The organism is Vibrio ouci (assembly GCF_004551525.1).
In the GTDB taxonomy this organism is placed as follows: Bacteria; Pseudomonadota; Gammaproteobacteria; order Enterobacterales; family Vibrionaceae; genus Vibrio; species Vibrio ouci.
Genome location: NZ_SATR01000006.1, coordinates 14,418 through 33,416 on the forward strand (window position 1 = coordinate 14,418; position 18,999 = coordinate 33,416).

Sequence of the window (18,999 nt, forward strand, 5' to 3'; positions counted from 1 at the left end):
TTGTTAATGAGATGCTTTGAACTGCGACTTACGCATGCGGTTTAGTGCGGCTATGACATCTAATGTGCGCGGCTTAGCAAGGTCGCCTTGGTTAGGCATTATGCTCGACCAATCACCTTCCAGTTGCTTCGAAATCTCTTTAGCTGGGTTCTTTGCCCAACCAGCGTGTTGTGCCAACTGGAACCAAACCCAGCCAATCGCCTGCAATTCACTGGTTGATTCTAACTGCTCAAGCGCGCTTAGGTCAGCGAACTCTTTACCAAAACGCAGCGAATCTTTGCCTTTAGCAGAAATACGGAATTTGCCTTCCACCAATATTTTTTGCAGTGATGCGCAGTTTAATTGACGTGGAGGAAATGTCTCTAATAGTGATTCGCTTTCGTTAGTACGCTGGGTAGGGTGCTGAGCGATTACTTGCTTAGCTTTTTCTGTCACGTCTACGGCTTGGTAATCGTGCATCTGAATAACCGTATCAGCGACATCTAAATAGTCACCAGACCCGCCCATAACGATAATGGTTGAGACATTGAGCTCGTCTCTTAACTGGCCAATACGATCGACTAGAGGAGTAATTGGCTCATCACCTTTAGATACCAAAGCCTGCATACGTTCATCACGAATCATAAAGTTAGTCGCAGACGTATCCTCATCAATCAGCATTGCTTGCGCGCCAGCTTCAATAGACTCTTGTAGCCAAGCCGCTTGAGACGTTGAGCCTGAAGCATCTTGAGTTGAAAAGTCGGCGGTATTTTTGCCCATCGGTAGGTGGTTAATGTAGTTCGATAAGTTCAAGTTATGAACACAACGTCCATCTTCCGCACGTATCTTTATTGCTTCGTTATTAGTGACGATCCATTCGCGGCCATCACCTGGAATATGGTTGTAGATAGAGCGTTCAACAGCATTTAGCAGGGTTGATTTACCATGGAAACCACCACCAACGATCAATGTGATGCCTTTTGGAATGCCAAGACCAGAGATTTCACCTTGGTTAGGTGTCGTCAATGTCACTTCAAGCGAATTAGGCGCATTGAAGGCAACCGCATTTTTCATCGGCAAATCACAGTTACCTGCGATACGTGGAAGAACTGAGCCGTTACCGACGAAAGCAACCAAACCTTTCTCTTCAAGCTGTTCACGCATTGCCACTTGGTCTTCGATGATTTGACAATGTTTAATCAGTGCTTCTTTGTCCAACTCACGCTCTAATGTCGCGCGGCGAATAAATTTAGGCAGATGGAAAGTTAGGATATTGTCGGTCTTTTTACCCAGCACTGAACGACCGTCAGCAGGAAGGTTAATTCTAAAACGTAGTTCAATACCTTGATCTGTGAACAATACTGCTGTGCTATCGAGTACCGTTTGACCCGTTAATGCGATACCAATGCTCTGTTCCTGCTTGGCGAACTCTGCAAAACTGCGAGCAATAAAGTCGCGTGCAGCGATCTGATAAGCATCAGATTGATCACGTAACCAAGCAAGACCAGTAACAGACCAAGGTCTTACCGCTCTTACGCGCGATGCAGAGGCATATGGGTCGCCTTGTACATAATCGATATAAAAGGTGTAATCAGTGAAATCGTATTGGCCTTTGATTTGCTGATATGCACGATAGTTTTGTTTTTCGATCTTTTTTAAGGTGGCGGTAAGTTGGTCCATAAAGAGGTATCACTGATTGAGAACAGGAAAGGCGTGGATTATAGGAATCGCACGCCTGAGAGTAAAGGCCTTACTGATGATCTATCAAGAAGAGTAGGAATAATGTTCCGGTCGGTAGTTTTGATTGATCAAACTGTTCTCAAATTCATCGCAAGGCATTGGCTTACCATAAAGATAGCCTTGGCCGACATCGCAGCCTTCGCTGAGGATAAACGCCTCATGGTCGAGATTTTCAATACCCTCAACCGTGACTTCAAGATCGAGCTTCTTGGCGATACTGATTATTGAACGCACAATCTCTTTATCTTCTTCGCTGGTGTCGAGTTGTTGAACGAAACTGCGGTCAACTTTGATGGCATCGAAAGGAAACTTCTTCAGATAGTTGAATGACGCGTAGCCAGTACCGAAGTCATCAAGTGACAGCGTCACTCCTAGCTCGCTTAATGACTGCAAGGTGTTCTTAGCTACGACCTCATCAGCAATTAATCCGCTTTCAGTGATCTCTAGCTCTATGTAGGAGCCGGGCAATTGATAGGCTGCCAATAGATCTTCTATCTGAGTGGTAAATTGAGGGGTTTGCAGTTGAACTGCAGAGACATTGATACTCACTTTAAAGTCTTGAACTTTTCCTCGCCATTCTGCCGCTTTTTGAATTGCAGAGCGTAAGACGAAACTGCCAACTTCAAAGATAAGACCATTTTGCTCAGCTAAATGAATCAAGGTCTCGTTTGAAATGTCACCAAGGATAGGGTGGCGCCAGCGAATTAAAGCCTCTGCACCAATCCATTTATGTGTTTTTGGAGATACCTTTGGCTGGAAGTAGAGTAATAAATCATCATTACGTACCGCTTGGAGTAGATAGCTCTCTAGCTGATTGATGTTCTTTTGCGTATCAGAGATATGTTGGCAGTGGAAACTAAACTTATGTCCTGAGTCTTTGCAGGATTGCATCGCGCCCACTGCGTATTTGAGCAAGGTTTTAGAGTTCAACGTATCATCCGAGCTGGCTATCCCAATATAGCTATGCAAGTGGAGGTGCTCTCCATCAAGGTAGAAAGCTGACTGGCTGACTTCTACTAATTCTCTGCATAACAGATTGATGTCTTCGTCTAGGTTATGACTCTCAAATACAAACACTAAATCCGTAGAGCGAGGGCGAGCGGTAATCAGTTTATAGTTACTTTGGGAGGTCAGTCGCTGTTTGAACTCGATGAGAATGTTTTCCCACATCGCGTAACCATGTTTAGCTTGGATTCGGCGGCCATTAGTAAACCCGATATGTATCACGCCAACCTTATGTTTTGAATGGGGCGTTAACGTAGCAAGCATTTGGTTGGTGTGTTGTTCAAGCGCGATACGGTTAAGAAAACCAGTACCGAGATCATGTCTCTTTTGGTAACGAATGGTTCGTTCAGCTGCTCTGCGTTTATCAATTTCTAAGTTGAGTGAGTAGTTCAAATCAACCAAATCTTGGGTACGCGTCGTCACTCTAGACTCAAGTTCAGAGTTTAGCTGTTGCAAGTGATGGTTTTGGTATACGGTTTTCAACTGCGCTTCGACCGAGACTTTAAACGCGTTAAGGAGCTGCTGGTAAGTGGTAGAAAAATGGTTTTCTTTATCATCAAGCACACAAATGGTGCCAAATGGATCCCCGTTTGGCCATTGGAGTGGCAATCCGCAGTAAGCGAGAAGTCCAAAGCGCATATCAGGATTGTTGCACCATTCTTCATCAACTGCCGCATTCGGCACTAACAGTTGGCGGTTTTTGTTAATCACAGTTTCGCAATAGAGACCGTGGCCCAATGTTTCGGTATCGCCAATACTGTAGGGGTGTTTGCGGTTATTGTTGGCTGAAAATACTTCAATATGATCCTGATGAACGCGCATAATCAAAGCTGCGGGAACAGAGGTGATTTCCGCTAATAGATTTACAATTTCTTGCCATCCTGAAGCTAACTCGTCAGGAACGACCATGTTACTTGTGTTCAGTTTGGACATACAAAATCCCTATGCACTATTTTGTCAATAAGGGCTTTCCGTGCTCTCATTAATCTAATAATAGTCGGTATCATTATAATGAATCCACTTATCGTGTGGGTTAGGTTAAGGATGCATGACCAAATCGATAAAAAAAACCCCTAAGCAGAGCATAGGGGTCTTTGTGTAATGTTTGTATCAAAAATAAGACATCTTTTTAAATCATAAGCTTTTACTTATATAGTTATCAATATCAACTTTCTTAGTGTAGTCAACGTTGTCAAAGCCGAATCCATTCAGATTCAAGAATTCTCTCTTAAATCCTTCGTAATCAGCTAATTGCATAAAGTTGGACTCGTTGAGTTGAGCCAGCAATGCAGTTACTTCCTTTTGCGTTTCTGGATCAAGTTCAAAGTTATCGATACGAATCAGGCGTTCATTATCAACAGGAACATGGTCTACGTTGTATAGCTTGGTAGTGAAAAGGCGTTGCATCTGCTCAATGCAACCCTCATGGGTACCTTGCTCTTTCATCACCTTGAAGAGGGCGGCGATATAAGGACTAAACCCAGGAATATAAGCACTTGCCTTGGTGACTAACGCCTTACACACTGTCGCGTAAGCGCCGCCGTCAAAATTCGCGAGCTTAAGATTGAGTGAGTGACTGGTTTGATGCAAATCGGCTTTCGCTGCCCCCAATGTCCCTTCAAGGTAGATTGGGTGAGTGGCGCAAGGACCAATATAAGAAAAGGCGATAGTTTTACATCCGGAACCAATAGATTCGGAATTGATAAGTGCGTCAATCCACGCCTCCCAGTCTTCACCGCCCATGACTTTGACTGTTGCATCCACTTCTTCTGCTGACGCGGGTGTTAGCGTTGAGTCTTGCCACTGATCATTTTCAAGCACTAGCGTGGACCCTGAAACAGGCTCGCCAATAGGTTTGATCACTGAGCGCCACACGTTGCCGGAGTCATGGCGAATACCGCTAGCGAGACTATACACGATGAGGTCGACTTCGCCCTCGAAGTAGGTCTCTATCGCCTCAACGACTTGAGCTTTGGTTTCTGGCGAGAACGCATCACCTTGAATGTTGATCGCGGTGCGACCTGCCTGCTCAGCAAACTTTTTAAAGTAGTGATTGTTATAATAACCTGCAGTACCCACACCCTTTTCAGAAGGGCCTTTTTCAAATGAGACACTGATGGTATCCGCTTTGGAACCGCCGAAAGTCAGGGCAATACGTGAAGCCAAGCCAAACCCTGATGAGCCACCAATAATAAGAACACGCATAGGGCCATCGACAATTTGTTGAGATGATTCAGCATATTCTATCTGCTGGCGTACTGCTTCTTTACACCCGAGTGGGTGCGCGGTACGAGCGACAACTCCATCTATTACCGATTTGATAATCATAGTTATTCCTTTAAAAGAAAGCGTACGAATTAAGTTAGCGTAAAGCTTTGTAAAGTTTATTGAGCTAGGGCAATTAGAGGTGATTAATTAGCTGCTCAGCTACAAAGTTCGATATCCACGCTTGTGCTTGAGGCTTAGGGTGAAGGCCATCATCCATCATCCATTCTGGTTTTATGATCACGCCTTCAAGAAAAAACGGTAATAGTGGTATATCAAGGGATTGAGAGACGGCAGGATAGACTGCAGAGAATGCTTCTGTGTAACGTTTGCCATAGTTAGGCAAAACGTGAATTTGCATTAGCAGTGGATTTGCACCGGATTCTCTAATCAAACGTATGATCTGTGTTAGATTGTTTTGAACTAGCCCAGGTGGAAAGCCACGTAAACCGTCGTTGGCCCCGAGTTCGATCAAAACATAGTCTGGTTGATGTTGCTCAAGAAGGTTAGGCAGGCGAGCCAAACCATTGCCAGTGGTATCGCCAGAAATACTCGCGTTCACTACAGTCACTGTTTGACCTTTGCTCTTTAGGTCAGCAGGTAATAAAGAAGGCCACGCTTCAGCGATTGGCATTTGGTATCCGGCGCTTAAGCTGTCCCCGAATACCATTAACGTCTTACTGTATGCAGGATTTAGAACAAGAATTAAAACTAGAAAGGAAAGTCGTCGAAACATGCAAACATCCGTAATTAAAGCAGAATCATTATCTAAAGTAGTCTCTACTAATCAGGAACAATTAACAATCCTTGATAATGTGAGCCTAGACATAAAATCTGGTGAGAGTGTTGCGATCGTTGGAACGTCCGGTGCGGGCAAGTCGACACTGATGACGCTTCTTGCAGGGCTAGATACGCCGTCAAAAGGTGAAGTTGACCTACTGGGGCAGCAACTGCATACCCTAGATGACGAAGCGAGAGCGGCCATACGAAGTGAGTCAGTTGGTTTCGTATTTCAAAGCTTTCTACTCATCCCAAGTTTAAGTGCGTTAGATAACGTGACATTGCCTTGCCTATTGAAAGGTGAAGCGGAAAATAAGCAAAGGGCGATAGAGCTCCTCACTTCAGTTGGTCTGGAACATCGAGTTAACCATTCACCGTCTCAGCTCTCCGGGGGCGAACAGCAACGAGTCGCTTTAGCCCGAGCGTTTATGATCGAACCTAAAATTTTGTTTGCAGACGAACCGACGGGGAACTTAGACCAGCAGACTGCAAGCAACGTCATCAAACTGTTGTTCGATTTAAATAAACAGCATGGAACGACTCTAGTACTTGTGACTCACGACCAAAACTTGGCTCAGCGTTGTGATCGTATATTCACAATGAAAGCTGGACAATTGGAGGAGTCATAATGGCTGTTCAAGGAAAGGCAGAATTAAACAAACGTTTTGTACGCTGGAGCCTCAGTGAGATTAAGCAGGGTCAGCTCTGGCCAGTTACCATTGCTCTTGTGCTGATTATTGCGTGTATTTTTGCATTGAGCGCACTGGCTGAACGTATGGAGCAGGTGGTCGTAAAGCAAGGGAAAGAAGCGCTGACGGCTGATACGGTTTACGTGTCAGCAAATCCAATTGACCAGTCTTTTGAAAAACTCATTGAATCTTATTCGTTAACCCATACGACACAAACTCGCTTCGCTACGATGGTCTTTAGCGACAATGCGATGAAACTGATTACCGTTAAAGCCGTTGACGAGCAGTACCCGCTTCAGGGAGAACTTAGACTTAGCGATGCTCAGTCTGAGTTTGGTCAAGTGAAGCCTGGCGAGCTATGGCTTGATGAACGTCTGTTTAACCAACTTGATGTTACGATTGGTGACGCTGTCACGGTGGGCGATGCAGATTTTGTCGTTACAGGACGTATTTTAGAAGAGCCAGGTTTGAGCTTTAACCCATTTCAGCAAATGCCATCTGCGTTTATTCACTCTGCTGATTTGGACAAAACGGGTGCGGTTCAACTGGGTAGCCGAGTTCGATATAGCGTCTTCCTTAATGGGGATAGTGACGTTATTGAGCAGTTGAAGCAACAGGTTGAGCTTACGCCAAGCGACCGTTGGCGTGATCAAAACAGTGCCAGCCGCACCAATGAAGTCTTCCAACGTACCGAACAATATCTATCCTTAACCGTGGCCATCGTTGTCATAATGGCAGCGACTACACTGGTGTTGACCTGCCAGCATTATGTCGCAACAAGACGCAAGACAATAGCAATGTTAAAAAGCCTTGGCGCGAGTAAAGCTTGGGTGATTCGTTGGCTGATAACCCAAGTTACTATCTTATTAGCAACAGCGGTTGTGGTTGGAATTGCACTTGGTATCGGCCTAGAGTTTCTGTTGAGGATCCCATTAGCCGACTTGTTACCTAACCCGTTACCGAGCTACGGTATCAATCCTGCCTTGATTGCTATCAGTACTAGCATATTAATCGCTGTGCCAGCACTAGGAATTCCACTGATCGGCTTGGTTAATGTCAGTGCTGTTAACGTGATGCAAGAGGGTGAGTCGCCTCAAGTTGGACTGGGACGTTATGCGTTAATCCTTGTGCCAGTTATCCCTATGTTGATCACCTATTATGACAACCTGTTTGTTTGGATTGTTCTTGGTGGCATGGTCGCGCTATTTATTTTGTTAGCGGTAATTAGCGTTGTGATTACTCGATTGTTGGCGAAGGTACCGCTAAATACAGCATTTAAGTTAGCTTTAAGTCGAATCAACCGCTCGGTCTCGGCTACTGGCGTCCAGTTTGGTGCGTTGGCGTTATCTTTAATGTTGCTATCAACAATGTGGCTGGTAAGAACAGATCTACTGACTGACTGGCAACGCACTTTACCTGTAGATGCGCCAAATGCTTTTGCACTCAATATTGCGCCTTATGAGATAGATGCGTATTTAAAGGTGCTTGATGACAACGCTATGACGCGTTCAGAAGCTTACCCAATTGTTAGGGGCCGTTTGGTCAATATCAATGGACAAGATGCGAAATCACAGGCTCAAGGAGAAGAGGGTTCTGACGTTCTAAGGCGAGAGATCAACTTTACCTTTGCTGATGCTAATCCAAATCATAATGAAATCATTAGTGGGGATTGGAGCAAACAAGGTGGGGTATCCGTTGAGTCGGATGTCGCACGTGATTTAGGCTTAAAATTGGGTGATGAGCTTAGCTTTGTTATCAACAGTCGAGAGGTGACGGCAAGCGTCAATTCGATCAGAAGCGTCGAATGGCGGGACATGAAGCCTAACTTCTACTTCATCTTTACGCCTGATGTACTTGCAGAGATTCCAGCGACCTACTTAGTGAGCTTCAGAGTGGAGGAAAGTAACGACCAAGTGCTTAACTCACTCTCTAGGCAGCACCCAACGGTGAGCCTGATGGATATCAGAGTAATGGGAGAGAAGATTCAGCAGCTACTGTCTCAGATAGTTTGGTCAATCACCCTGTTGGCTGCAATCGGTGTGGTGTCGGGCTTATTGTTGATATTTACTCTCTTACGATTGAGTTTGGGTCAAAGACAAGACGAGATACAGTTATATCGGACCCTAGGTGCGAGCAGAAAGCGCGTACAACAAACTATATGGGCAGAATATGGATTGATGGCACTGGTGGCGAGTTTTATTGCAATAATTGGCTCAGAGTTGGTTGTAGGTGCCATTATGTCGTATGGGTTTGACTTATCGCCAAACCTCCATCAATTGCTCTGGATTGCCTTACCTAGTGGCACGTTTTTCACACTTGCTTTAGTTGTGAACAGTCTTATAAAACGGCTGTTAACCCCTGTAAATAAAGCGTTTAGCTAATTACTCACAGGCCTAGATGTTCAGTTATCCACAAAAACAGTGGATAAAGTTTTGGATAACTAGGCCTGTAGATAACTTCAATCGTCGGCAAGCCCCAGTTTATAAAAGCGTTGGCGAGTTCTGTTATTCACAGTGGTGATTTATTCAAAATTCTCAATTTATCAGTCAAGTTTTTTTTTGATTTTTTTCGTTGTGAAATTGTCTCATTTCACCCTGCAAAAAATGTGATTTTATTCGTCGTACATAAACAGTAAAATGTGCTGAGAATGAAAGGATTAGCGACATAAATGCAACCTCATAACGACAACTCGATGCACACTAAAATCGCCATTATCGGTGGTGGTATAGCTGGTGCAACAGCCGCAGTACACCTAGCTGAGCTTGGCCTAAACGTCACTTTGATTGAGAAAGGGGCAGGCCTAGTTAGCGGACCTCCCATCTGTCATTTACATGCTGGTGGAAATTTATACAGAGAGATTGATACGGAGCAGTGTATTGAGCTGCTAAAGCAATCTATCGAAACTGTTCGTCTATATCCAAATACGATTAATCATCGACCAACTGTCATTGCTGTTCCTTATAGCGATGGCGGCAGTCCCGAAGAGCTTTACGAACGGCTAATTACGATTCAACAGTGCTACGGTGAGTTAGTTAAACTCGATAGTGCAAACAAAGTTCTAGGTGAACCCAACGACTACTATCGTTTTTATAGCAAAGAAGAGCTAGAAGCGTTGGCGGCTAAGTCTCAGCCAGTTAACCCTCAAACGATTGATGAGTGGATGATTCCATTTGCCAAGCATACTGACCTCGAAGGCCTCAAGTTTCCCATAGTGGCGGTTCAAGAGCATGGATGGAGCGTTTTTCGTATTGCTGCTTCTGCCACGCTTGCACTAGAGAAGATGAGCAACTGTCAGTTGTTAACCAACACAGAAGTGGTTGGCGTCGAAGAGGAACCGAATGGTTGGAAGATTGAGTACCTAGCCAGTAATGGCGAACGCAAAATCACTGAGGTTGATTACCTAGTCAATGCATGTGGCTATGAAACAGGCGCAATCGATGATTTAGCCAACAAGCCCCGTGAACGTTTAGTTGAATTTAAAGCTGCTTACGTAACGCAATGGGATTCATGTGATGAACTGTGGCCAGAAGTGATCTTCCACGGCCCAAGAGGAACACCAAATGGCATGGCGCAGTTAACGCCTTATCCGAATGGTATCTTTCAGCTGCACGGTATGACGAAAGACATTACCTTGTTTGATGACGGTCTAGTCGCAACGCAGGGGCAATCTTCACAGCCTTTGCTACCTAATCGTTTAATAAAAAAAATCAAGAAAGGCTGGAATGATGATGTGATCATTGATCGCAGTCGACGTGCTATCAATCATATGGCTCGTTTTGTTCCTGCATACGCAAGCGCACATGAATATGGCACGCCATTATTTGGTGCCCAGCAAATTCCCGGTAAAGATGATACTTTGCGTGCAGCCGACGTGACCTTTGAAGGCGAACATTACGCGCGCGTTGAAGTGGTAAAAGGGTCGTCAGCGTTGGAAGCCGCAATCAAGCTTGTTGATACCTGGGGGTTGTATGAATATGGTTCAAAATCCATTGAGCAGCTTCATCCGGTAAGTATGGCGCTGACAAATCAAGACGTAGAACGCAAAGCCGTTCAACTTGCGATGGAAAGGGGTTACCCAGAAGGGCTTGCACGTTATTACGGCGTACAACAATAGAGGTGGCATTCACCACCTCTTATCTTTAGTAGCCGAAGAAGCGTGCCCACTGCGACCAAACGTCCTGTAGTCCTAGCAAGTCTCCTTTCACAAAGCGTACCTTCTGGCCTGGTTTAGCTTGCGCCAATCTTGGCAAGTCAATTCTGGCCACACAGCCCACTTTTGGATAGCCGCCGATGGTCTGCCGATCATTGAGCAAAATGATTGGCTCACCATTAGGTGGGATTTGCACTGAACCTAACGCTATACCTTCACTTAAGTACTCTTTGTTCGGTACTTTAATCCTGCCATTCGTTAGCCTGTAACCCATACGATTAATCAGTTGGCTGACTTCGAACTCAATCTTGTAAAGCAAATCAACTTGATCACGGTTGAAGTCATCGACTTGATAACCTTCGATTAGACGCAACTCAATAGGCAGGTCGTAGTCTGGTTTATAGCGGAATGTCATTTGTTTCGTTTGTGATGAAATCTGGTGCGGTACAAAACTGAGTACGTCACCAAGAGCAAGAGGGTGACCTCCGCTAATACCGCCCAATTTGTCGCGAGTGACAGTCGCTACACTTCCGAGTTGTTGAGGAATGCAAAAACCGCCTTTAATGGCTACGTATGCGCGTAACCCATTTTTAGGTAACCCGAAGGTGAGTCTTTGCCCTTTAAGTGCGCGGAATGTTGACCAGTTCTCGATAGGCTCACCGTCTAGGCGAGCGTTGAGGTCTCCTCCTGCAATGGCCATTTCGCAAGAAGCGTGACAGAGAAACTCCGCTTGCCCTAGAGTGATCTCTAGTGAAGCCGCATTGATCGAATTGCCAAGTAAATGATTAGCCCAACTATAAGCGTAATCGTCTACTGGGCCGCCTTGAGTAATACCAAAATGGGAATAACCAAAACGTCCAAAGTCTTGAATCAATGTCTGTTGGCCCGGTTTGATCACTTCAATGCAATAGGATTTGTTCATTGCCAACCCTCCGATATCGTTCCGCCTAACTGTGTAAATTCCTCTAGATCGATAGGGTAGAACTTGACTTGGGAACCAATTGAGAAAGGTGAAATCGGCGAAGCGTCTGGATGATACAAATCTACTGGGCAGTTACCGATAATGTTCCAACCACCGGGGCTTTCGCACGGATAAATTGCCGTTTGATTATTGGCAATACCAACACTGCCTTTGGGTAGCATTACTCTCGGGCTGGCTTTACGGGGTTGACGGATACGTTCATCGACATCAGTCAAAAACGCAAACCCTGCAGTAAAACCTATCGCACCGACGGTATAAACTTGGCTGTGGTGAGCATCAATAACACTGTCTATATCGAGTCCTTGCTGTCGATATAGTTCTAAGTCAGGGCCGACCGACAAGTCGTAGTAAATCGGCAGCTCAATCATGTTAGAGCTATGATGCTCAGGCATCCCTTTTAGTGCTTCGGTGACGAGGTGTTCCAAGTAGGGAACGAATTCAAAGATGGAAATACGGTGCGGGAGATAATCAATCAAGATAGTCGTAAAAGATGGCGTAACGTTCATCACCCATGGGCCGAGCTGATTACTGAGGGTTTGGCTAATTTGGCCAATGACCCAAGAGAGGTGATCATTCGGTTCGCTGTTGAATTTGATTAAGATGGAGCACTCGGCTACCGGATCGATGGATGTTTCTATATTCATTCAGAACCTTCTTCAGCTTTGATCAGATTACGGATATCTTGAATGAGTGAAATACTTTCGTCGTTATCTCCATGAACACAGATTGTGTCGGCTTCAAGCGGTATTAAAAAACCATCAATAGTACGAACTTTTTTATAACGAATAATTTGCTGCACCTGACTGAGTAAGTCATCTCGCTTATGAATGACTGCGTCTGGTAGGCTGCGAGGTGCGAGTAACCCGTTAGCTTGATAGCGTCGATCAGCAAAAGCTTCGAATAGAAGAGGGACATTGTACTTATCAGCAATATCGAGCAATGCTTGGTTATCGGTAACCGCGAGTGTCATAAGAGGAAGACCGAAGCTTGAGGTCGCATCAACCACAGCTTCGAAAACGGCGAGGTCGGTCTGCATATCGTTGTAGAGCGCTCCGTGAGGCTTGATGTACGTCACTTCAGTATTATGACTTTCACATAAAGCTTTAAGAGCCCCGATTTGATAGATGATCATCGCGGTAATTTCTTCTGGAGCCATTGAAATACTACGACGGCCAAAGCCTTGTAGGTCTGGATAACTCGGGTGAGCGCCAATTTTTACATCGTGAGCGACAGCGAGTCGGATTGTATTACTCATTATGATGGGGTCGGAGGCGTGAAATCCACATGCTATATTTGCCATATCGATATGCGGCATAACGGCTGGGTCGTTCCCCATTTTCCATGAGCCGTAGCTTTCGCCCATATCACAGTTTAAATATGTTGTGCTTTTTCTCATCAAGCATTGCTCCGATGTAAGAGGTACTTAGTAACATCTTTCATCTGTGGAATACAAACAGTGATCAGATTCATTGTTTGGTTAACAAATGGTAAAAAGATGCCGTTCCGTATGTAAATTGGTAATGATAGATGAAATAATAGCGTTATCTAATATATTAGGCTCATCTATGCTCAAAAGAACGCTTTTATCGTCAATTGTCGCGGTTTGTTGCTAATCAGCATACGCAAATGACGAGCTTACAGATCTTATGTCTATGAGTTTAGAAGAACTTTCTATGCTCGATGTAACGATGGAGACTGCTTCAAAGTTTTCGCAAAAGCTGACGGATATCCCTGCTGCTGTGTATGTGCTTGAGGGAGAACGAATCAAGCGTAGCGGGGCGAAAACCATTGCTGAAGCCTTAGCACTCATTCCCGGTTTACGAGTGAGTCACTTTTCAGCCGCTGAGCCAACAGTTTCTAGTCGAGGTTTTCACGGTGGTCTGTTCAATAAGATGCTCGTCCTACAAGACGGTCGTAGTTTATACAGCCCCGTTTACGGTGGTGTTTATTGGGCTGAAATAGACTATCTACTTGAGGACATTGAACGCATTGAAGTGCTTCGAGGGCCTGCAGGCACTATTTGGGGCGGTAACGCGGAAAATGGTGTGATAAATATTGTCACTAAGTCTGCAGATAAAACTCAGGGTGGTTTAGTTACGGCAACTTATGAGCAATACGGCGGGTATAACTTAGGCGTTAGACAAGGCTTTGCGCTATCCGATGATGTTTATGCTCGTGCATTCTATAAGTACAAGTCAATTAAGCGCGATCCAATTAAAGATCCCACACGATGGAACACTCATGTTGCAGGGATGGTGTTTGAAAAAGTGGATGATTGGAGCTTAAGAGTTGGTGGCGAACAAGCGAGTTTTGACGAAAACGTCTTTAAGGTCAGCTATGACAATGGCTATTACACCGATATTCGCTCTGAAACGGAAGAGATTGATAGCTACTCGTACTATGCCCAGTACGATAAGTCTGTTCAGCTTTCTTCCGATACTGACAGCAACTATCGCCTCTGGTTTCAACAAAACCATGACTCAGCTTATGATGCGCCCGGAAAGTACCTCACCGTTGATGCTGAAGCTAACTTTATCACTGCATTGAATGATCAACATACTATTACTTATGGTGGTGGTTACCGCTTTATTCACCTTGATTTCTATCATCAATTAGAAGGCTATGACTTTGATGATTCGCACTACTATATTCGTCTCTACAATATAGATTCTGCGTCAGACAGTATCGTTAACGGCTTTCTTCAGCATACCGCGTCTTGGACCTCTCAGCTGACAACGATTATTGGTGCTAAAGCAGAATAATATTTCGAACAAAACGATCAGGTAGAGCTATCGCCACAAGCGCGCGCAATTTACAGCATTGACGCTACTAACAGTATTTGGGCGGGTATTGGTCGTAGTGCAATAGCGCCATCCTATATGGATACCAATTCATCATTTATTTCGACAGGGACTTATTGCCCAACTGGAGAGGATTGCACCTCGGACTCAAATAAGTATGAATATTTCTACTCACTGTCTTTACCAAATGAATCTGAACAGATAGAAAGTGTACTTACATATGAGCTTGGCTACCGTCATGTAACGAGTGATTTTGAGCTCGATGGTACGATCTATTTTAGTCAGTATGACAATATCGTTGGGCAGGAATTTATTGGGATTCATCCCGATTACTATCAAATCGATGTCTATCAATCTAGCTCGGATTATGTTGTTGATTCGTTCGGTGTCGAAGTCGCGGCTCATTGGATAATTACCGATACATTTGGCTTGTACGGCGCCTATAGTTACCTAACACTCGATCAAGATTGGCAGCCTTCCGGCAACAGTAATGGCAGTAGTGTTGATTATTTCTCTATCGATTCACAACATATTGCTTCTATGCAGAGTTTATGGAGTATTACTGATCAGGTTGAGTTAGATATGGTGCTAAGAGGTCAATCAATAGATTATGGTAACCAATCCGAACTTGATAACTTCCTTGCTCTAGATGTGCGTTTAGGCTGGCAACACACACCCGCATCGCCGCTAGTCGAATTGCTAGTTAAAAACCTGGGCGAAGGTGAAGGTTACTACGAGGAAGCGTACGGCCGCTATAAACAAGAACAAAGTATCGCGCTGAGGGTGAGCCATGCTTATTAATCACCTGTGGGCGAGAACATTGATTTTACTTGTTGTGTTTGGTGTATCAACGCCAGCATGGTCAAAGTATACCCCTGAACAAGTAAAAGCGGTTTATCTGTATCGTATAGCAACCTTCATCCAGTGGGATCAAGAGTTAGAGATGAACAGGATAAATATTTGTGTTGCTGATGACTCTGAAATCCAAAAAATCCTAGTACAAATTACTCGTGGCAAACAAGTCCGGAATAAACCACTAAATATTACTGATGCGGACTGCGATGTACTCTACATCAGTGAACGCAGTAATTTGAACTTGTTAGCGGGCCTTCCAAAAGGGACTGTGACTATCGGTGGTATGGAGCAGTTCACGAATAGTGGCGGCGCAATAGAGCTGGTCGAAAAACAAGGAAAAATCAAACCTAAGGTGAACTTGAAAAACATTTCGGGTTACCAACTGTCGTCTAACTTTTTACGTGTTGCAGAGATTGAAGGGGGTAAACAATGAAGCTCCTAACCAACCTCTCTTTGAAGAGCAAATTGATCGTACCGATCATCGTGTTTACTGGGATGATTTTTGTTGTTTCACAAAGCTATGCGTTCTTTAACGCTTTCGAAACTCAGAAAGAGAACTTGATTAATCGAGTTGGCGTATTGGCAAAAGGGGTCGCCTATAACCTACAGGCTGCGATCTTATTCAGTGATAGCTTGAGTGCAACAGAAGTGCTCGATGCGTTCTCAGCAGATGATGAAGTGTATCGAGTCAAGCTCTATACCTCTGATGGTCAGCTATTTGCGATGTATGAACGCGATGGTTCTGTCGCACCTGTACCAACTGAGCGTCAGCGAGAAGAAATCGCCTTGAATAGCTACTCCATTGGTAGCGAATATATCTTCTTACTTGTTCCAGTAGAGCTAGAAAAAGAAGTGATTGCCAATCTAAGGGTGACCATTTCGAAAGCATCTTTCGATAGTCTATATACGAATGCGTTACTCAATAGCCTAGTCTTTTTCCTATTACTCGCAGCAGCAGGCTTAGTTCTGTACATGACGGTTCAGAAATACATTCTGGGCCCAGTGTATAACTTGAATGTTGGCATGCGTTCCTTTATCGACCGTAAACAGACAGCACTGAATATATTGCCGGCGGCGAATGATGAAATTGGTGCCCTAGTCAAAGCCTTCAATACCATGCTAGACCGATTGAAGCAACGTGAGCAGCAGGTTGCTTTTACGCTAGATAAGCTTGAGGAAGAAAAGTCGTTTGCGAATGAAGTGGTAGAGACGGTTAAACACGCTCTGATTGTTGTGAATTCTCGTGGTGAGATCATTCACTTTAACCCAGCAGCATGCGATGTGTTCCGCTGTACCTCAGCTTACCTGAAGGGAACAAAACTTGTCGATATCATCAATGAGGGCGAGTCCTCGGTGATTTCTGACGCGATTAATCGCCATTTGGAGTTTACCGATAAGCAAGTTTGGGTCATGGATGTGTTTAAACATCATCAATTGCTTAACATCAGTTCCACTCAGCTAAGTAAGGTTGGTCAGGTTCTGTTTGCGATTCAAGATATCACCGAAGTCGAAGCAGCATTAAGGCGTCAGCGTTTGGCTGCGGGTGTGTTCGAGAACAGCCAAGATGGCCTTATTGTGACGGATGATAACGACGTGATCACTATGGTTAACCCGGCGGTCACACGTCTTCTGGGCTATACCCAAGAATCCTTACTTGGTAAGAAGCCTGAAAACTCCTTTGAGTGGCAGCAGTTTTACTCATTAATGCCAACCATCAAAGAGTCTGTTGAGGAGTACGGCCAATGGCAAGGTGAGATTTGGGAAAAACACCGTGACGGGCATAAGGTACCTATGTTCGTTAAAGTGTCGCGCATTGTGAGTAGCGAAGGGGTTGATAATTACGATTACGTTTATATCCTTTCAGATCTCTCTAATCTCAAAGAGATGGAAAGGCTAGAGTACCTAGCGCACCATGACTCCTTAACCGGGTTGGCCAATCGTGCCAAGCTATATCGAGTACTGGATGAAACGTTAACGATTGAACGTGATACCAATGATGGCGTAGCACTCTTGTACCTTGATCTAGATGGCTTTAAAGGCGTCAATGATACGTATGGCCATGACGCCGGGGATGAGGTGTTAAAACAAGTTGCTGAGCGTCTGTTATCAACGTTTACCAGTCATGACTTAGTTGCACGGCTTTCTGGCGATGAGTTTGTCGTACTTGTTACCAAAACAACCGTGACCAATATCTCTTCGATTGCTGAGCAGCTAATAGATGCCATCCAGCGCGATATCGTCTATAGAGGGCGAGTACTGAGGGTTGGTGCGAGTATTGGCGTTCATTATTCTGCTAACTTGAGTGAGAATTTAGACCAGTGGCTTAAAGCCGCGGACACTGCCATGTATCAAGCGAAAAGTAGTGGTAAAGGTCGATATGTCATCAATCAGGGTTAATTTTGTCCTTTGATGCAAATATGGCCTATGTTTTGTAGTAACACTTCTTTATTATACGGTCAGTGATTTCAAAAGGTTAGCAATATGAATGTTCTAGTAACCGGTGGTATGGGTTATATCGGTAGCCATACCTGTATTCAGATGATTGAAGCAGGGATGAAGCCTGTTATTTTCGATAACTTGTACAACAGTAAATCTTCAGTGCTTGAGCGCATCGAGAAAGTCTCTGGCGTTAGGCCGCATTTTATTGAAGGCGATATCCGTGACAAAGATCGACTAAAAGACGCGCTAGAAACCCATCACATTGATGCTGTGATTCATTTCGCAGGCCTAAAAGCGGTCGGTGAGTCGGTTGAGAAGCCGCTTGAATACTACGACAACAACGTAAATGGTACGTTAGTTCTTGTCGATGCGATGCGTGAAGTGGGCGTGAAGTCGTTGGTTTTCTCATCGTCAGCGACAGTATATGGCGATCCAGCATCTGTGCCTATTACGGAAGATTTTCCAACCAGTGCCACGAATCCATACGGTCGTAGCAAACTCATGGTAGAAGAGTGCTTAACTGACTTTCAGAAAGCAAACCCTGATTGGAGCATCACGCTATTGCGTTACTTCAACCCGGTTGGCTCTCACCCAAGCGGTGAGCTCGGTGAAGATCCTCAGGGTATTCCAAATAACTTAATGCCGTTCGTTTCGCAAGTTGCCGTCGGTCGCCGTGAGTTTCTGTCTGTTTTTGGTAATGATTACCCAACGCCTGATGGCACTGGTGTGCGTGACTATATCCATGTGATGGATTTGTCTGATGGTCACATTGCTGCGCTAAAGAAAGTAGGGCGTAAAGATGGTTTGCATATCTACAATTTAGGCACGGGCAATGGCTCAAGTGTTCTTGAAATGGTTAAAGCATTTGAACTTGCGTCTGGAAAACAGGTTCCTTATAAGATTGTAGAGCGTCGCCCAGGTGATATTGCCGAGTGTTGGGCAAACCCTGCTAAGGCGATGAATGAACTTGAGTGGCAAGCTAAGCGCTCATTAGAAGAAATGACCGCTGATACTTGGCGCTGGCAGTCAAACAACCCTCAAGGTTATCCAGAAGCTTAAGTCTAAAGCCAATGAATAAAAAAAAGCCACCGTATACACGGTGGCTTTTTTATTTACGCTTGATACAAAATAGGCAAAATTGAATAAGCGTTAAAGTGTTAATGACTCAAGTAAAGTCGATTAAACCTCTTTATCTTTACCTAGCGATAGTAGCCATACGGAGATAGCCGCGACTACTGCAAAGCCTGATAAGATAATGAAGGGCATAGCGCCATAGCCTAGGACATGCCAAATTACAGATTCTAATGTACTCAT

At 44.6% G+C, this 18,999-nt stretch carries 15 protein-coding genes and 1 pseudogene; 8 read left to right on the forward strand and 8 right to left on the reverse strand.

What is annotated here, in order from left to right; all coding sequences use genetic code 11:
• Positions 1-3: 3 nt before the first annotated feature.
• The 4 genes from ELS82_RS05895 to tesA form a co-directional block, all read right to left on the reverse strand.
• Entirely contained in the window at positions 4-1,659 is a 1,656-nt protein-coding gene (locus ELS82_RS05895; RefSeq protein WP_134834646.1) for an ABC-ATPase domain-containing protein, read from the reverse strand.
• An 84-nt stretch (positions 1,660-1,743) separates the two neighbouring features.
• Positions 1,744-3,657 (reverse strand): sensor domain-containing phosphodiesterase, encoded by a 1,914-nt coding sequence (locus ELS82_RS05900; protein WP_134834647.1) that lies wholly within the window; start codon positions 3,655-3,657, stop codon positions 1,744-1,746.
• Positions 3,658-3,858: 201 nt separating this feature from the next.
• A complete protein-coding gene (gene fabV, locus ELS82_RS05905) occupies positions 3,859-5,052 on the reverse strand; it encodes an enoyl-ACP reductase FabV (RefSeq protein ID WP_134834648.1) in 1,194 nt (397 codons plus the stop codon).
• Positions 5,053-5,125: 73 nt separating this feature from the next.
• On the reverse strand, positions 5,126-5,725 hold the full coding sequence (gene tesA, locus ELS82_RS05910; RefSeq protein ID WP_134834649.1) for a multifunctional acyl-CoA thioesterase I/protease I/lysophospholipase L1: 600 nt from the start codon (positions 5,723-5,725) through the stop codon (positions 5,126-5,128).
• Between tesA and ELS82_RS05915 the strand changes: the two genes are divergently transcribed.
• From ELS82_RS05915 to ELS82_RS05925, 3 genes are all read left to right on the forward strand, one after another.
• A complete protein-coding gene (locus ELS82_RS05915; RefSeq protein ID WP_134834650.1) occupies positions 5,724-6,398 on the forward strand; it encodes an ABC transporter ATP-binding protein in 675 nt (224 codons plus the stop codon). The genes tesA and ELS82_RS05915 overlap by 2 nt on opposite strands.
• Positions 6,398-8,839: an ABC transporter permease gene (locus ELS82_RS05920; RefSeq protein ID WP_134834651.1), complete on the forward strand. Its 2,442-nt coding sequence runs from the start codon at positions 6,398-6,400 to the stop codon at positions 8,837-8,839. Before ELS82_RS05915 ends, ELS82_RS05920 begins: the two co-directional genes overlap by 1 nt.
• Before the next feature lie 287 nt (positions 8,840-9,126).
• Positions 9,127-10,572 carry an FAD-dependent oxidoreductase gene (locus ELS82_RS05925; protein ID WP_134834652.1) on the forward strand — a complete coding sequence of 482 codons (1,446 nt, stop codon included), beginning with the start codon at positions 9,127-9,129 and terminating at the stop codon, positions 10,570-10,572.
• A 25-nt stretch (positions 10,573-10,597) separates the two neighbouring features.
• On the opposite strand, the gene ELS82_RS05930 is transcribed toward ELS82_RS05925, so the two are convergent.
• The 3 genes from ELS82_RS05930 to ELS82_RS05940 are packed head-to-tail and all read right to left on the reverse strand — an operon-like array spanning position 10,598 to position 12,986.
• Positions 10,598-11,530, reverse strand: coding sequence for a 5-oxoprolinase subunit C family protein (locus ELS82_RS05930; RefSeq protein WP_134834653.1), 933 nt, complete (start codon positions 11,528-11,530; stop codon positions 10,598-10,600).
• Positions 11,527-12,234 (reverse strand): 5-oxoprolinase subunit B family protein, encoded by a 708-nt coding sequence (locus ELS82_RS05935; protein WP_134834654.1) that lies wholly within the window; start codon positions 12,232-12,234, stop codon positions 11,527-11,529. The genes ELS82_RS05930 and ELS82_RS05935 overlap by 4 nt, the downstream gene beginning before the upstream one ends.
• Complete coding sequence (locus ELS82_RS05940; protein ID WP_134834655.1) at positions 12,231-12,986, reverse strand: 5-oxoprolinase subunit PxpA; 756 nt, start codon at positions 12,984-12,986, stop codon at positions 12,231-12,233. The genes ELS82_RS05935 and ELS82_RS05940 overlap by 4 nt, the downstream gene beginning before the upstream one ends.
• 256 nt (positions 12,987-13,242) lie before the next feature.
• On the opposite strand from ELS82_RS05940, the gene ELS82_RS26885 reads away from it, so the two are divergent.
• The 5 genes and pseudogenes from ELS82_RS26885 to galE all read left to right on the forward strand — a co-directional run bounded on the left by ELS82_RS26885 (position 13,243) and on the right by galE (position 18,744).
• Positions 13,243-14,352 (forward strand): TonB-dependent receptor plug domain-containing protein, encoded by a 1,110-nt coding sequence (locus ELS82_RS26885; protein ID WP_244230762.1) that lies wholly within the window; start codon positions 13,243-13,245, stop codon positions 14,350-14,352.
• A 27-nt stretch (positions 14,353-14,379) separates the two neighbouring features.
• Positions 14,380-15,192: pseudogene (locus ELS82_RS26890) on the forward strand (TonB-dependent receptor domain-containing protein); the annotation flags it as partial.
• Positions 15,182-15,679 (forward strand): YfiR family protein, encoded by a 498-nt coding sequence (locus ELS82_RS05950; RefSeq protein WP_134834656.1) that lies wholly within the window; start codon positions 15,182-15,184, stop codon positions 15,677-15,679. The pseudogene ELS82_RS26890 and the gene ELS82_RS05950, both read left to right, overlap by 11 nt.
• On the forward strand, positions 15,676-17,643 hold the full coding sequence (locus tag ELS82_RS05955) for a sensor domain-containing diguanylate cyclase (RefSeq protein ID WP_134834657.1): 1,968 nt from the start codon (positions 15,676-15,678) through the stop codon (positions 17,641-17,643). The genes ELS82_RS05950 and ELS82_RS05955 overlap by 4 nt, the downstream gene beginning before the upstream one ends.
• Positions 17,644-17,727: 84 nt before the next feature.
• On the forward strand, positions 17,728-18,744 hold the full coding sequence (galE, locus tag ELS82_RS05960; RefSeq protein ID WP_134834658.1) for a UDP-glucose 4-epimerase GalE: 1,017 nt from the start codon (positions 17,728-17,730) through the stop codon (positions 18,742-18,744).
• A gap of 120 nt (positions 18,745-18,864) precedes the next feature.
• On the opposite strand, the gene ELS82_RS05965 is transcribed toward galE, so the two are convergent.
• Entirely contained in the window at positions 18,865-18,999 is a 135-nt protein-coding gene (locus ELS82_RS05965; protein ID WP_134834659.1) for a TIGR02808 family protein, read from the reverse strand.

Excerpts from the sequence above, each read along its gene's own strand:
- ELS82_RS05900 (WP_134834647.1), bottom strand. The coding sequence starts at position 3,657 with ATGTCCAAACTGAACACAAGTAACATGGTCGTTCCTGACGAGTTAGCT.
- ELS82_RS05935 (WP_134834654.1), bottom strand. The coding sequence starts at position 12,234 with ATGAATATAGAAACATCCATCGATCCGGTAGCCGAGTGCTCCATCTTA.
- ELS82_RS05950 (WP_134834656.1), top strand. The coding sequence starts at position 15,182 with ATGCTTATTAATCACCTGTGGGCGAGAACATTGATTTTACTTGTTGTG.
- galE (WP_134834658.1), top strand. The coding sequence starts at position 17,728 with ATGAATGTTCTAGTAACCGGTGGTATGGGTTATATCGGTAGCCATACC.
- fabV (WP_134834648.1), bottom strand. The coding sequence starts at position 5,052 with ATGATTATCAAATCGGTAATAGATGGAGTTGTCGCTCGTACCGCGCAC.
- ELS82_RS26885 (WP_244230762.1), top strand. The coding sequence starts at position 13,243 with ATGAGTTTAGAAGAACTTTCTATGCTCGATGTAACGATGGAGACTGCT.
- ELS82_RS05955 (WP_134834657.1), top strand. The coding sequence starts at position 15,676 with ATGAAGCTCCTAACCAACCTCTCTTTGAAGAGCAAATTGATCGTACCG.
- ELS82_RS05930 (WP_134834653.1), bottom strand. The coding sequence starts at position 11,530 with ATGAACAAATCCTATTGCATTGAAGTGATCAAACCGGGCCAACAGACA.
- ELS82_RS05920 (WP_134834651.1), top strand. The coding sequence starts at position 6,398 with ATGGCTGTTCAAGGAAAGGCAGAATTAAACAAACGTTTTGTACGCTGG.
- ELS82_RS05895 (WP_134834646.1), bottom strand. The coding sequence starts at position 1,659 with ATGGACCAACTTACCGCCACCTTAAAAAAGATCGAAAAACAAAACTAT.
- tesA (WP_134834649.1), bottom strand. The coding sequence starts at position 5,725 with ATGTTTCGACGACTTTCCTTTCTAGTTTTAATTCTTGTTCTAAATCCT.
- ELS82_RS05940 (WP_134834655.1), bottom strand. The coding sequence starts at position 12,986 with ATGAGAAAAAGCACAACATATTTAAACTGTGATATGGGCGAAAGCTAC.
- ELS82_RS05915 (WP_134834650.1), top strand. The coding sequence starts at position 5,724 with ATGCAAACATCCGTAATTAAAGCAGAATCATTATCTAAAGTAGTCTCT.
- ELS82_RS05925 (WP_134834652.1), top strand. The coding sequence starts at position 9,127 with ATGCAACCTCATAACGACAACTCGATGCACACTAAAATCGCCATTATC.
- ELS82_RS05965 (WP_134834659.1), bottom strand. The coding sequence starts at position 18,999 with ATGAGTACATTAGAATCTGTAATTTGGCATGTCCTAGGCTATGGCGCT.